12 protein-coding genes are annotated in these 13,260 nt (G+C 71.0%); 8 read left to right on the top strand and 4 right to left on the bottom strand.

The genetic code is table 11. The features are described from left to right. Nucleotides 1-72: 72 nt before the first annotated feature. From C7474_RS06895 to lnt, 6 genes are all read left to right on the top strand, one after another. On the top strand, nucleotides 73-1,080 hold the full coding sequence (locus C7474_RS06895) for a helix-turn-helix transcriptional regulator (RefSeq protein WP_241965152.1): 1,008 nt from the start codon (nucleotides 73-75) through the stop codon (nucleotides 1,078-1,080). Then, a complete protein-coding gene (locus C7474_RS06890) occupies nucleotides 1,077-2,036 on the top strand; it encodes a helix-turn-helix transcriptional regulator (RefSeq protein WP_121058322.1) in 960 nt (319 codons plus the stop codon). Before C7474_RS06895 ends, C7474_RS06890 begins: the two co-directional genes overlap by 4 nt. A 52-nt stretch (nucleotides 2,037-2,088) precedes the next feature. Then, nucleotides 2,089-2,337: a Sec-independent protein translocase subunit TatA gene (gene tatA, locus C7474_RS06885; protein ID WP_121058320.1), complete on the top strand. Its 249-nt coding sequence runs from the start codon at nucleotides 2,089-2,091 to the stop codon at nucleotides 2,335-2,337. Between the two features lie 66 nt (nucleotides 2,338-2,403). Continuing rightward, the gene (gene tatC, locus C7474_RS06880) at nucleotides 2,404-3,156 is read left to right on the top strand and encodes a twin-arginine translocase subunit TatC (protein ID WP_121058318.1); all 753 of its coding nucleotides are present in this window, start codon (nucleotides 2,404-2,406) and stop codon (nucleotides 3,154-3,156) included. Continuing rightward, nucleotides 3,153-5,615, top strand: coding sequence for a DEAD/DEAH box helicase (locus C7474_RS06875; RefSeq protein ID WP_121058316.1), 2,463 nt, complete (start codon nucleotides 3,153-3,155; stop codon nucleotides 5,613-5,615). Before tatC ends, C7474_RS06875 begins: the two co-directional genes overlap by 4 nt. Next, entirely contained in the window at nucleotides 5,615-7,225 is a 1,611-nt protein-coding gene (gene lnt / locus C7474_RS06870; RefSeq protein WP_121058314.1) for an apolipoprotein N-acyltransferase, read from the top strand. The genes C7474_RS06875 and lnt overlap by 1 nt, the downstream gene beginning before the upstream one ends. A gap of 6 nt (nucleotides 7,226-7,231) precedes the next feature. On the opposite strand, the gene C7474_RS06865 is transcribed toward lnt, so the two are convergent. The 4 genes from C7474_RS06865 to C7474_RS06850 form a co-directional block, all read right to left on the bottom strand. Then, nucleotides 7,232-7,606, bottom strand: coding sequence for an RNA polymerase-binding protein RbpA (locus C7474_RS06865; protein ID WP_121058312.1), 375 nt, complete (start codon nucleotides 7,604-7,606; stop codon nucleotides 7,232-7,234). A gap of 150 nt (nucleotides 7,607-7,756) precedes the next feature. Further along, nucleotides 7,757-8,527: a glycerophosphodiester phosphodiesterase family protein gene (locus C7474_RS06860; protein ID WP_121058310.1), complete on the bottom strand. Its 771-nt coding sequence runs from the start codon at nucleotides 8,525-8,527 to the stop codon at nucleotides 7,757-7,759. Next, nucleotides 8,524-9,582: an SPFH domain-containing protein gene (locus tag C7474_RS06855; RefSeq protein WP_121058308.1), complete on the bottom strand. Its 1,059-nt coding sequence runs from the start codon at nucleotides 9,580-9,582 to the stop codon at nucleotides 8,524-8,526. Before C7474_RS06855 ends, C7474_RS06860 begins: the two co-directional genes overlap by 4 nt. Then, on the bottom strand, nucleotides 9,579-10,091 hold the full coding sequence (locus C7474_RS06850; protein ID WP_241965151.1) for an NfeD family protein: 513 nt from the start codon (nucleotides 10,089-10,091) through the stop codon (nucleotides 9,579-9,581). Before C7474_RS06850 ends, C7474_RS06855 begins: the two co-directional genes overlap by 4 nt. Nucleotides 10,092-10,209: 118 nt before the next feature. Here C7474_RS06850 and C7474_RS06845 point away from each other — a divergent pair, with 118 nt between their 5' ends. After that, the gene (locus C7474_RS06845) at nucleotides 10,210-10,974 is read left to right on the top strand and encodes an SDR family oxidoreductase (protein WP_121058306.1); all 765 of its coding nucleotides are present in this window, start codon (nucleotides 10,210-10,212) and stop codon (nucleotides 10,972-10,974) included. Between the two features lies 1 nt (nucleotide 10,975). Beyond that, the gene (locus tag C7474_RS06840; protein WP_121058304.1) at nucleotides 10,976-12,943 is read left to right on the top strand and encodes a S9 family peptidase; all 1,968 of its coding nucleotides are present in this window, start codon (nucleotides 10,976-10,978) and stop codon (nucleotides 12,941-12,943) included. Nucleotides 12,944-13,260: the final 317 nt, after the last annotated feature.

The following is a 13,260-nucleotide window of genomic DNA, read 5'->3' as shown; positions in this document are numbered from 1 at the left end:
GGCGGCGGGAGACCTCGCCGTCGTCCGCGCGCTGACGGCCCGGCGCCCCGGGCTCGGCCTAGGATGAAGCGCGTGGCATCCGACTTCCGCGCGGCTCCCGAGGAGCGCCTCGTGAACCTCGTCGTCGCGCTGCTGGCGACCGAGCAGGGACTGACGAAGGACGCGATCCTCTCGTCGGTGTCGGGGTACCGCGAACAGCACGAGTCGGGGGCGTCGAAGGACGCCCTCGAGAAGATGTTCGAGCGCGACAAGGAGAACCTGCGAGGTCTCGGGGTTCCCATCGAGACGATCGGCGACCACGCCGACCCCGACGATCTGCGCGAGGCGCGCTACCGCGTCCCCACCGCCGAATACGAGCTTCCCGCCGACATCACCTTCAGCCCCGCGGAGCTCGCCGTCCTGAACCTCGCCGGCGGCGTCTGGAGCGAGAGCTCGATGTCGGCCGATGCCCGGCGGGCGCTGCGCAAGATCAGCGCGCTCGGCATCGAGGTCGACGCCCCGATCATCGGGTACGCGCCCCGGATCAGCCTGCGCGAGGCGTCCTTCGCTCCGCTGCAGAGCGCGATCGAGCAGGCGCGGGTCGTCGAGTTCGACTACCTCAAGGGCGGCGAGGATGCCGTGCGTCGGCGTCGTGTGCAGCCGCTCGCGCTCGTCGAGTACGAGGCGCGCTGGCACCTGTTCGGGTTCGACCTCGACCAGGACGACGATCGAACCTTCCTGCTCTCACGCATCGCGTCCGACGTCGTGATCACGCGCACCGGCTTCGACCTGGCACTGCGCGACGGCGCGGGGGAGCGCGCCCTGGCGGGGCTTCGGGCGGTCGCCGACCGGCAGCGGGCGCTGCTGGAGGTGGCTCCCGGCACCGAGGCGGCGCTGCGCCTGCACCGTCGGGCCGAGCCCGCCGAGCAGGGCATCCGCGTGCCGTTCGTCGACGTGCACGTCTTCGCCGACGAACTCGCCTCCTACGGCCCCGAGGTGCGGGTGGTCGAGCCCGCGCAGTTGCGCACCGAGGTCGTCGCGCGGCTGCGGCAGGCCGCCGCGCGCCACCGCGACGATGTTTCCGCGGGAAGTGCCGCATGAGCCCGCAGCCGCTGCTGGCGACGGACCGCGCCGCGCTCATCCTGCAGCTCGTGCCCTACCTGATCGGCAAGGGAGAGGTGTCGCTCGACGAGGCCGCCGCCGACTTCGACGTGACCCCCGCGCAGATGCGCGGCATGGTCGAGAAGCTCACGGTGATCGGACTGCCCGGTGAGAGCGGGTTCTGGCAGATGGCCAACGACCTGTTCGACATCGACTGGGATCTGCTGGACACGCAGGACCGCATCGTCATCACCAACAGTGTGGGGCTCGAGCGGGTGCCGCGGTTCACCGCACGCGAGGCGGCCGCGCTGCTGGCGGGGCTGCAGCTCGCCGCCGGTCTGCCCGGCGTCGGCGACAGCGACACCGTGCAGGGTCTGCTCGCCAAACTCGCCCGAGGCGCCTCGGCGCGTCCCGCCGACGTCGTCGTCGCCCCCGACGCGGTCGACGACGTGCGGGTCACCGTCGCCGAGGCCCTGCGCCGCGGCGTGGCCGTCTCGTTCGCGTACACGCCGCCCGAGCGGGCGACCATGACGCGCACCGTCGACCCCGTCAAGGTGCACGTCGCGGCAGGCCAGTGGTACCTGCAGGGCTGGTGCCACCTGCGACAGGCGATGCGCACCTTCCACCTCGACCGCGTCGAAGGCGTGCAGCTCACCGACGTGCCCATCAGCCACGGTGCCGAGATCGTCCCCGAGCTGTTCGAACCCAGCGAGACGGATGCCGTCGTCGACGTGCGGGTGCGTCCGGAGATCCTGCCGCTGCTGGCCGGGTTCCTCGATCCGCAGTCGGTGACCGGCACGGGGGAGTTCCGCGACGCGCAGCTGCGGGTCGCCGACGAGCGCAGCCTCAAGCGGCTCGCCGCCCGGCACGCCGGCGCCTTCGAGGTGCGCGCCCCCGCCGCCGCGCGACACGCCGCCGCGGCGTGGGCAGACGCGGGACTCGCGCAGTACGGCTGACGCATACGGTCGCCGGTTAGACTGTCCCCACCCCACCGAGGAGGAGACCCTCATGTTCCAAGGCATGACCGGCTGGCATCTGCTGATCATCCTCATCGTCATCCTGCTGCTGTTCGGCGCGGCGAAGCTGCCGGCGCTCGCGAAGAGCATGGGTCAGTCCGCCCGCGTGTTCAAGGGTGAGATGAAGGCGATGAAGGACGAGGACGCCGCCTCGGGCGGGTCCACGACCACCCCGGCATCCGTCGACACGACGCCGCCTCCCGCGGCGGGCCCGGACGCCGGTACCGACACCAAGCCGTAACCGGACGTGGCCACGGCCGAACGCCCGCGTCTCGGAGAGGACGACGGCCCCGCACGGGATCGGCGGATGTCCCTCGCCGCCCATCTGAGGGAACTGCGAAAGCGGTTCGTCATCGGCGCGATCGCGCTGGTCGTCGGCATGATCGTCGCCTGGATCTTCACCGACGCGATCATCTGGGCGATGACCGAACCCATCCGCGTCGTCGCGGAGCAGCGCGGCGAGGACGACTTCGTGACGCTCATGTACCAGAGCATCACCGGGCCCTTCGACATGCGCCTGCGGATCTCGTTCGCCGTCGGCATCCTCATCTCGGCTCCGGTGTGGCTCTGGCAGCTCTGGGCGTTCCTCATGCCCGGCCTCACCCGCAAGGAGATCCGCTACACGATCGGGTTCGTCGCGGCGGCCATCCCGCTGTTCTTCGGCGGGGTGTTCGTCGGCTGGCTGATCATGCCGCACATCGTCGAGCTGATGGCCACCTTCACCCCCGAGGGCGCGTCGAACATCTACGACTCGAAGTACTACTACGACTTCGTCTTCAAGCTGCTGGTCGTCGTCGGGGTGTCGTTCGTGCTGCCCGTGTTCCTCGTCGCCCTCAACCTCGCGGGCGTCATGAGCGGCAAGGCGATCCTCAAGGGCTGGCGGGCGGCGATCCTCATCGCCACGATCTTCGCCGCCCTCGCGACCCCCTCGGCCGACGTGGTGAGCATGCTGCTGCTGGCCGGCATCCTGACCGTCCTCTTCTTCGCCGCGGCCGGGCTGTCGATGCTGTTCGACCGGCGCCGCAGCAAGCGGGAGAGAGCCCAGGGTCTCGAACTGTGAGCTCGCCCGCGGATCGCTACGCCCGGGCGCAGTCGGTGCAGTCCCACCCCGTCACGGCGCAGTTCGCGTCGGCGCAGCGGTTCGACCTCGATCCGTTCCAGATCGCCGGATGCCACGCGCTCGAAGACGGCCGGAGCGTGCTGGTGGCCGCCCCCACCGGCGCCGGCAAGACGATCGTCGGCGAGTTCGCCGTGCACCTGGCGATGCGCGAACCCGGCGACAAGGCGTTCTACACGACGCCCATGAAGGCGCTGTCGAACCAGAAGTTCCGCGAGTTGCAGGCCGTCTACGGCGAGGACGAGGTGGGGCTTCTCACCGGCGACACCAACATCAACGGCAACGCCCGCGTGGTCGTGATGACCACCGAGGTGCTGCGCAACATGCTGTATGCCGATTCGCCGGCGCTGCGGGGTCTGCGCTTCGTCGTGATGGACGAGGTGCACTACCTCGCCGACCGGTTCCGCGGCGCGGTGTGGGAAGAGGTCATCATCCACCTGCCGCCGAGCGTGCGGCTCGTGTCGCTGTCGGCGACGGTGTCCAACGCCGAGGAGTTCGGCGACTGGCTCGACACCGTGCGCGGCGACACCGAGGTCATCGTGTCCGAGACCAGGCCCGTACCGCTCGAGCAGCACGTGCTCGTGCGCGGCGATCTGCTGCCGCTGTTCGATGACCGCGCCGGGGTCGCGACGGCGCAGGTCAACCAGGAGCTCATGCGGCTGCGGTCGGTCAAGGGCGCGTCGTTCGAGAACAACCGTCGCGCACAGGAGTACCGGTCGGCCGGCGGGCAGCGCCGGCCGTTCCGGGGCGGCAAGCGCCCGATCCGTTCCGCCAACGCGCAGCGCATCGAGCGCATGGACCGGCCGCAGGTCGTGGAGCTGCTCGAGCGCAGCACGCTGCTGCCGGCGATCTTCTTCATCTTCAGCCGGGTCGGCTGCGACGCCGCGGTGCAGCAGGTGCGGCGCGCCGGCGTGCGCCTGACCGACCGTGAGGAGCGCGACGAGATCCGTCGCATCGTCGACGAACGCACCCGCACCCTCGCCGACGAAGACCTCGCGGTGCTCGGTTTCTGGGAGTGGCGCGAGAACCTGGAGCGGGGCATCGCGTCGCACCACGCCGGGCTGCTGCCGGCGTTCAAGGAGATCGTCGAGGAGCTGTTCCAGCGCAAGCTCGTCAAAGTCGTGTTCGCGACCGAGACCCTGGCGCTCGGCATCAACATGCCGGCGCGCACCGTTGTGCTCGAGAAGCTCGAGAAGTTCAACGGCGAGGCTCGTGTCGCGATCACGGCGGGCGAGTACACCCAGCTGACCGGCCGGGCCGGGCGCCGGGGCATCGATGTCGAAGGCCACGCCGTCATCCAGTGGACGGAGGCCCTCGACCCGCAGGCTGTCGCGGCGCTCGCCTCCCGCCGCACGTACCCGTTGAACTCCAGCTTCCGGCCCACGTACAACATGGCCGTGAACCTCATCGACCAGTTCGGGAGGCCCCGGGCACGCGAGATCCTCGAGTCGTCGTTCGCGCAGTTCCAGGCCGACCGTGCCGTGGTGGGGCTCGCCCGGCAGGTCAAGGAGGCTGAGGAGTCGCTGGCCGGCTACGCGGAGGCGATGCGCTGCGACCGCGGCGACTTCGCCGAGTATGCGGCGCTGCGCCGCGAGCTCAGCGACGCCGAGAAGCTCAACCGCAACGATCGCACTGCGCCGGCGAAGATCCGCGAGAAGCGACAGCGCGAGATCCAGTCGCTGCGGCGCCGGCTGCAGCGCCACCCGTGCCACTCGTGTCCCGATCGCGAGCATCACGCCCGCTGGGGGGAGCGGTACGAGAAGCTGCGGCGCCAGACCGACAAGCTGCGCCGGCAGATCGACACGCGCACCGGCACCGTGGCGCGCGTCTTCGACCGCGTCGTCGATGTGCTCGCGGCCCTCGAATACGTGCAGGTCGACGAGGCGGGACGTACGAGCCTGACGGATGCCGGTGCCACCATGCGGCGCATCTACGGTGAACGCGACCTGCTCGTCGCCGAATCGCTGCGTCAGGGCCTGTGGCGGTCGCTGGACGCGCCCGCCCTGGCGGCGCTCGCGTGCTGCCTCGTCTACGAGCCGCGCCGAGACGAGGGCGGACCGGGGGAGCACGGCCTGCCGCGCGGCGCGTTCCGCGAGGCGCTCTCGCGCACACAGGAGCTGTGGTCGCGACTGGACGAACTCGAACGCGACCACCGCCTTCCCGGCACGGAGCCCGTCGCCTCGGGGCTCGCCCCGGCGATGCACGCATGGGCACGCGGCGCGGCGCTGGACCGGGTGCTCGCCGAAGCCGATCTCCCCGCGGGCGACTTCGTACGCTGGGCGAAGCAGACCATCGACCTCCTCGACCAGCTCTCCCTCGTCGCCGACGCGCAGATCGCGGGGACCGCGCGGCGGGCGCTCGACGCCGTCCGCCGCGGCATCGTCGCCTACAGCTCGATGTGATGGTGCGGCGCTCCTCCCGCCGCGCGCATCGCCCGCGGCCCGTCCTGCCCTTCTGGGCGGCGCTCGTCGTGTCCGCCGTCGGCGGCGCCGTGCTCGATCTCGCCTATCCCGATGTGGGCTGGTGGCCGCTCGCATTCGTGGGGGTCGCGGCGGGGATCGTCCCGCTCATCGGCCGAGGCCTGTGGGCGGGACTCGCGGTGGGCGCCGTGTTCGCCGGCACCTTCTACTTCCTGCACATCCAGTGGATCACCCGCTATCTCGGGGTGCTCCCTCTCATCGGGCTCGCCGGCATCGAGACGGTGCTGAGCGCCGTCGGCGGCCTCGGCATCGTGCTCGCCTACCGATGGCTGCCGTGCGTGGCCCCCGGGCGCTGGGGGCGACTGATCGCGCTGCCCGCGCTCGTGGCGGGGCTGTGGACGGCGCGGGAGCTCTGGATGGGCACGTGGCCGTACACGGGCTTCCCGTGGGCGCGCATCGGCATGAGCCAGTCCGAGAGCCCCCTCGCGCACGTCGCCTCGTGGACGGGGGTGAGCGGGCTGGGCTTCCTCATGGTCTTCGCCGTCGCCGCCGCCGTCGAGGTCGTGCGGTCGCAGAGCCGGCGCGACGTGCGCACGCTGCTGCCGGCCGCACTCACGGTGCTCGTGCTGTTCCTGCTTCCGGCGTTCCCGACACAGGATGCCGGCACGTGGCGTGTGGGTGCGGTGCAGGGCAACGGACCCGCCGGGTACTTCGACGAGCGTGCGCCCTTCGGCGTGCTCGACGCCCAGCTGGAAGCGACGGAACCGCTGCTGGACGAGGACATGGACGTGCTCGTGTGGCCCGAAGGCGGGATCGACGGCGATCCGCTGAACAACCCGTCCGTCGCGCGCGTGCTCGACCGCCTCGCGAACCGGATCGATGCGCCGCTGATCGTCAACGCCGCGACGCAGCGTGGCGACGACGTCTTCAACTCGTCGATGCTGTGGCAGCCCGGCGATGCGCTGGCGGGCGGCGAGGAGAATCCGGTCGCCATCCACGACAAGAGCCACCCGGTGCCGATGGGGGAGTACGTGCCCGACCGCTGGTTCTTCGAGATGATCGCCCCCGATCTCATCTCACTGATCCAGCGCGAGTACACGCCCGGCACCAACCCGCCGTTCTTCGACGTGGACGGCGTCGGCGTCGGGCTCGCCATCTGCTTCGACGTCATCTACGACGACGTGATCTGGTCCGGTGCACAGGACGGCGCCGAGATCTACGTGTTCCAGACCAACAATGCCGACTTCCGCGGCACCGACGAGAACCTGCAACAACTCGCGTTCGCCCGCATGCGCGCGATCGAGACCGGCCGCAGCGTCGTGAACCTCTCGACGGTGGGCACGAGCCAGGTGATCGCGCCCGACGGGACCGAGATCGACGGTCTGCCCGAAGCCGAGGCCGGCGCGATGCTCACCGACGTGCCGCTGCGCACCGGGGCGACGCCGGCCGTCACCCTCGGCGCCGGCATCCAGGCCGTGCTCGGGTGGGGGAGCCTCGCCGCACTCGTCGCGATCGGCGTCGTCGCGACGGTGCGCCGCCGCCGCGAAGCGAAGATGCCGGCCCCCGAGGGGACCGGCATCAACGAGGTCTGATTCGGATCAGGCGCTCAGGCGCTCCGTGCTGCCCTTGCCGCGACGCTCGCGCAGAAGCGCGAGACGCTCCTCGAGCAGCTCTTCCAGCTCGGGGATGGTGCGGCGCTCCATGAGCATGTCCCAGTGCGTGCGCGCGGCCTTGTCGCCCGAGTGATCGATCTCGACGACGGTGTCGCCGACGCGCAGGACGGCCTCGGCACCGCACGTGCGGCACTCCCAGGCCTCGGGAACCTCGGCGTCCGCCGCGAAGGTCAGGGTGGTTTCGCGTCCGCACTGGGTGCAGACGTAGGTGTGGTTCGCGCGCTCGTGGAACACGACGCCTTCCTCGCTCTGTAGGCTGGAAGCGCCGAGCCGGATGCCGCGCAGGCTGCGATCTGCCATTGTGTGGTCCTCTCGTCCGACGTTCAGGTATAACGCGTCCACCTGTGCGGATCATCCGAGCGGGCCCGGGGCTACCGACTTTCACAGGGGATCCCCAGCCCCGAGGCACGGCGGATCGGTGAAGATATGCGCCCGGGGTTCTCGGCGCTGTCAGCGGCGCGACGCGACGACGGAAAGCGCCAGATCCGCGCGGTCGGTGACGAGCCCGTCGACGCCGAGGTCGAGCAGGCGAGCCATCGCCGCGGGATCGTTGACCGTCCACACGTGCACCTCGACGCCGGCGCGGTGGGCGGCCTCGACGAACCGGCGGGTGACGATGCGCAGCGGCCCCTGACGCTCGGGCACCTGGAGGGCATCCACGTCGCGCAGTGTGCGCGCGACGAGCTTCGAGGAGCCCAGTGCGTGCGCGAGCAGCATCCGCACGATCGTTCCGGTTCCGGCCGAGGCGGCGGGGACGCCGCCGCGGTCACGGGCCGCGGCGAGGGCGGCGCGGCGGCGCCCGTCGGAGAAGCTCGCCACGAGCACCCGGTCGGCGTCCCGGGCCACGCCGCTGCCGACGGCGTCCGCGGCGCCGGCCGCCTTCACATCGAGATTGAACCGCAGCGTGGGAAACGACGAGAGCGCCTGCGCGAAGGTCAGCAGCCCGCCGCGCGTCGACATGATCTGCTCCAGTTCGCGCACCGTGAGCTCGTCGACGCGTCGCGGATCCCCCGTCACCCGCGACAGGTCGGCGTCGTGGAACAGCACCACGACGCCGTCGCGCGTGAGATGGCAGTCCGACTCCACATACGTCGCCCCCGCCGCATGCGCACCGGCGACGGCGGCGAGCGTGTTCTCGACGACGCCCTCGGCATCCGCCGGTACGAACCCGCGATGAGCCAGCACCCGCGGCGTCTCGCCGCGGAACCACGGGTGCGTCACGACGCCGGGGTCGCCCCGCCGGGCAGGGTGTTCTGGGCTTCCGTCGTGATCTCGTCGGCCTGGGATGCCGCCTCGCGGGCCGCCGCGACCGCCTCGTCGGCCGCCGTACCCGAGCCGGCCGCAGTGCGGCCCGTGCGCGGACGGCTGGGGCCTGCGGCCACCCGTCCCCCGAACGCCTCGCCGATGCCGTGCAGCGCCTCCGTCAACTCGCTGGGCACGATCCAGAGCTTGCTCGACGGGCTCTGCGCGATCTTCGGGAGCGTCTGCAGGTACTGGTAGGCGAGCAGCTTCTCGTCGGGTTCGCCGACGTGGATCGCGTCGAAGACCATCGTGATCGCCTCGGCCTCGCCCTGCGCGCGCAGCACGGCGGCCTGCTTGTCGCCCTCGGCCTTGAGGATCTCGGCCTGCCGCCGGCCCTCCGCCTCGAGGATCTGCGACTGCTTGGAGCCCTCCGCGGTGAGGATGGCCGCTCGGCGGTCGCGCTCGGCGCGCATCTGCTTCTCCATCGAGTCCTGGATCGAGTGCGGCGGGTCGATCGCCTTGAGCTCGACGCGGGACACGCGCAGCCCCCACTTTCCGGTCGCCTCGTCGAGCACGACGCGCAACTGGCCGTTGATGTTGTCGCGGCTCGTGAGCGCTTCTTCGAGGTTGAGTCCGCCGACGACATTGCGCAGGGTCGTCGTGGTCAGCTGCTCGACGGCGCTGAGGTAGTTGGCGATCTCGTACGTCGCGGCCCGGGCATCCGTCACCTGGAAGTAGACGACCGTGTCGATGGAGACCACGAGGTTGTCTTCGGTGATCACCGGCTGCGGCGGGAAGGACACCACCTGCTCGCGCATGTCGACGAGCGGACGGAGCCGGTCGATGAACGGTACGAGGAGGTTCAGACCGGGGGAGAGGGTGCGCTGATAGCGCCCCAGACGCTCCACCACCCCCGAGTACGCCTGCGGGATGATGCGGATGGATCGGAAGATCACCACGACGACGAAGATCGCGATCACCAGCAGCAGGACGGCGATGAAGATCTGGCCGACCCAGGCGCCGAGATCGATCATGCGGGACTCCCTTCAGCGGGGGCGGATTCGGGTGCCACCTCGACGGTGGCACCGCGGACGGCGGTCACGATCACGCGGGAGCCGACGACCAGGCCGGGGTCGACGCCGACGAGACGTGCGGTCCACGTCTCGCCGTTGTCGAGGCGCACCGAACCGGCGCCTTCGACGAACGGCACCATCACGCGGGCGCCGAGACCCGGCAACGCGTCGACGTTCGTCGGATGCAGGGCGCTCGAGCGATGCAGGGCCCACAGCAGGAGCGGCCGGATCGTGAACAGCAGCAGCGCGGAGATCACCGCGGCCGCAGCGACCTGCAGCCACCACGGGCCGCCGAGCAGATTGACGCCGAGGCCGCCGATGAGGGTGCCGGCCGCGAGCATGAGGAAGGTGAATTCGAGCGTGACGAGTTCGATGATCACGAACACGAGGGCCAGCACCAGCCAGGCGATCCACAGATACTGGGTCAGGTCCGGCAGCACGCTCGCTCCTTCGTCGGCGACGGCCGACACGCGGCCCTCTGCTCGCACCCTAACACCCGCCCCGCCGGGTGCGACCGAACCGCGCTCGGTAGACTCGACGACGGCCCGCGGCGCGCGTCGCGGGCGTCGATCAGGACCAGGAGCACGCATGTCCCAGCCCATCCCCGTCGGAACCCTCTCGGGACGCACCGCCCTCGTCACCGGCTCCTCGCGCGGCATCGGCGCCGACACCGCGCGCTACCTCGCGCAGGCGGGCGCGAACGTCGTCATCAACTTCCGCAACAAGGCGCCCCGGGCCGAGAAGCTCGCCGCGGAGCTGCGTGAGCTCGGCGTCGAGGTGCTCGTCGTGGGTGCGGACCTGACCGATCCGGCATCCGTGGGGGAGATGTTCCGTCAGGTCGGCGAGACGTTCGGCACGCTCGACCTGCTGGTGCTCAACGCCTCCGGTGGCATGGAAGGCGGCATGGCGGAGGACTACGCGCTGACGCTCAACCGCGACGCGCAGCTGAACGTGCTCGAGGCCGCACTGCCGCTGCTTCCCGACGGCGGTCGCGTCGTGTTCGTCACGAGCCACCAGGCCCACTTCATCCGCACGACTCCGACGATGCCCGAGTACGAGCCGGTCGCGCTCTCCAAGCGCGCCGGCGAGGATGCGCTGCGCGAGCGGATCCCCGCCCTCACCGCTCAGGGCGTCGACTTCGTCGTCGTGTCGGGGGACATGATCGAGGGCACGATCACCGCGACGCTGCTCGAGCGCGCCAACCCCGGTGCGATCGCCGACCGCCGCGAGTCGGCCGGTCGCCTCTACAACGTGTCGGAGTTCGCCGCCGAGGTCGCCCTCGCCGCGGTCGAGCCGATCCCCGCCGACAACACGCGCCTCGTCGGCGACGTGACCTCCTTCGGCGGGGAGTGAGATGCGCCCCGTCGACATCGAGGGACTCGTCTCGGTCGGCCGTCCGACGATCGCCGCGGACGGCTCGTTCGCCGTGTTCGCGACCTCCCGGCCCGACATCGAGGCCAACCGCAACGTGGGCCAACTGTGGCGGGTCGACCTGCCCGGCGGGGCACCGCGCCGGCTGACGCGCGGGATCGCCGACCAGGGTCCGCAGCTCTCCCCGGCAGCGGATGCCGTCGCTTTCCTGCGCGCCGACGCCAAGGGTGCGGCGCAGGTCTTCGTCGTGTCGGCCGCGGGCGGTGAGCCGGTGCAGGCGACCGACGCACGCGGCGGCGTGACGGGCTTCGCCTGGTCGCCTGACGGCGCACGCCTGGCCTTCACCGCCCGGATGCCGGAGGAAGGCCGGTACGGGACCGTCGAGGGGCTCGACGCGAACGCGGAGGCCCCGCGCCGGATCACCGGCGTGCGCTGGCACGCCAACGGGCTCGGCTACGCACTCGACCGGCCCGCGCACGTCTTCGTCATCGACGCACCCGACATCGACGCCGAGCCGCTCTACCCGCCCGCACCGCGCGTGGGCGACGTGGACAAGCCGCGCGTCGTCGCCGCAGAGGCGGTGCAGCTGACCGACGGCGACGCCTCGCACAGCGGTGTCGCCTTCACACCGGACGGCACGGAGATCCTCACCCGGCCCGACGAGATCGAAACCGAGGCCCGCGACCTGCGGTCGCGGATCGTCGCCGTCCCGGTGGCGGGGGGAGCGGCCCGCGAGGTGCTCGGGGTGCAGGCGGGGCTGTCCGTCGACGACATGGTCATCGCCACCGACGGGACCGTCGTGCTCCTCGCCGACGGAGTGGGGGAGTCGCACGTCGACTTCATCGCGCCGATGGTCGGCGTCTGGCTGCTCGAAGACGGCGTGCCGCGCCGCGTGACCGATCCCGCACTCGACCTCGGCGAGGGGCACCTGAGCGTCGCGGGGGACGACGTGCTGGTGCAGCAGCGCACGCGAGGACGTAACGACCTGCTGCGCGTGACGCGCGAGGGCGTCGTCACGCCGGTGCGCACGGACGTCGAGGTCACCGCCCATGCAACCTCGGCGGACGGCGCCACGATCGTCGCGGCCGTCGCGACGCCCGACAGTCTCGGCGAGCTCGAGATCGTCGACGCCGACGGCATCCGGGCGCTCACCGATTTCGGTGCGGGTCTGCACAGTCGCACCGTGCGACCGCGCGAACTCGAGATCACGGGGCGCGACGGCTATCCGATCCACGGCTGGGTCGCGACGCCCGCCGGCGAGGGGCCCTTCCCGGTGATCCTGCAGATCCACGGCGGACCGTATGCTTCGTACGGCATACACCTGTTCGACGAGACGCAGGTGCTGGTCGAGGCCGGCTACGCCGTGGTCTACAGTAACCCGCGCGGGAGCGCCGGGTACGGCAGAGACCACGGGCGCAGCATCCGTCAGGCGATGGGGACGGTCGATTTCCACGACGTCATGGACTTCCTCGACGGCGCCGTCGCCTCGGACGAGCGTCTCGACGCGGATCGCGTCGGGATCATGGGCGGCTCGTACGGCGGCTACCTCACGGCTTGGGTGATCGCACACGACCACCGCTTCGCAGGGGCGATCGTCGAGCGCGGCTTCCTCGACCCGGTGAGTTTCCAGGGCACGAGCGACATCGGATCGTTCTTCGGTGACGAGTACGTCGGGATCGATCCCGCGCAGATGGCCGCGCAGAGCCCCATGGCCGTCGTCGACCGGGTCACCACCCCGACGCTCGTGCTGCATTCAGAGCTCGATTTCCGCTGCCCGCTCGAGCAGGCCACGCGCTACTACGCCGCGCTGAAGCGACAGGGCACACCCGCCGAGCTGCTCGTCTTCCCCGGTGAGAACCACGAGCTCACCCGGTCGGGTCAGCCCCGTCACCGCGTGCAGCGCTTCGAGGCCGTGCTCGAGTGGTGGGAGCGTCACCTTCCGGTGAGCTGAACGCACCGTAACGCGCGACGACGGACGCCCCCGGGGGAGATGACCTCGGGGGCGTTCGGTGTGTGTGTCACACGATGTGTTGCCGTTCTGGAGAGAAGCCGCAGTCTCTGTGACATGCAGCCGTGGTTGCGCTGGGGGGCGAGCGGATGCCGGCGCCGCACGCGCCGACCGGCTCGGTGACCGTGTCACACGATGTGCTGGCTTCTGCATCCGGGGGCGGCCGTTCGTGGGACATGGGCGGCGTGCGTGTCACACGATGTGCCGCCCGGTCGGGTGAGGAGCGACCGTTCGTGAGACATGCTGCCGGGCGCCGTCAC

This window comes from Microbacterium telephonicum (assembly GCF_003651225.1).
Lineage (GTDB): Bacteria > Actinomycetota > Actinomycetes > Actinomycetales > Microbacteriaceae > Microbacterium > Microbacterium telephonicum.
Note: the sequence above shows the minus strand (reverse complement) of the source record. Positions and strands in the feature narration are given on the sequence as shown.

Excerpts from the sequence above, each read along its gene's own strand:
- C7474_RS06890 (WP_121058322.1), top strand. The coding sequence starts at position 1,077 with ATGAGCCCGCAGCCGCTGCTGGCGACGGACCGCGCCGCGCTCATCCTG.
- tatA (WP_121058320.1), top strand. The coding sequence starts at position 2,089 with ATGTTCCAAGGCATGACCGGCTGGCATCTGCTGATCATCCTCATCGTC.
- tatC (WP_121058318.1), top strand. The coding sequence starts at position 2,404 with ATGTCCCTCGCCGCCCATCTGAGGGAACTGCGAAAGCGGTTCGTCATC.
- lnt (WP_121058314.1), top strand. The coding sequence starts at position 5,615 with ATGGTGCGGCGCTCCTCCCGCCGCGCGCATCGCCCGCGGCCCGTCCTG.
- C7474_RS06865 (WP_121058312.1), bottom strand. The coding sequence starts at position 7,606 with ATGGCAGATCGCAGCCTGCGCGGCATCCGGCTCGGCGCTTCCAGCCTA.
- C7474_RS06855 (WP_121058308.1), bottom strand. The coding sequence starts at position 9,582 with ATGATCGATCTCGGCGCCTGGGTCGGCCAGATCTTCATCGCCGTCCTG.
- C7474_RS06845 (WP_121058306.1), top strand. The coding sequence starts at position 10,210 with ATGTCCCAGCCCATCCCCGTCGGAACCCTCTCGGGACGCACCGCCCTC.
- C7474_RS06840 (WP_121058304.1), top strand. The coding sequence starts at position 10,976 with ATGCGCCCCGTCGACATCGAGGGACTCGTCTCGGTCGGCCGTCCGACG.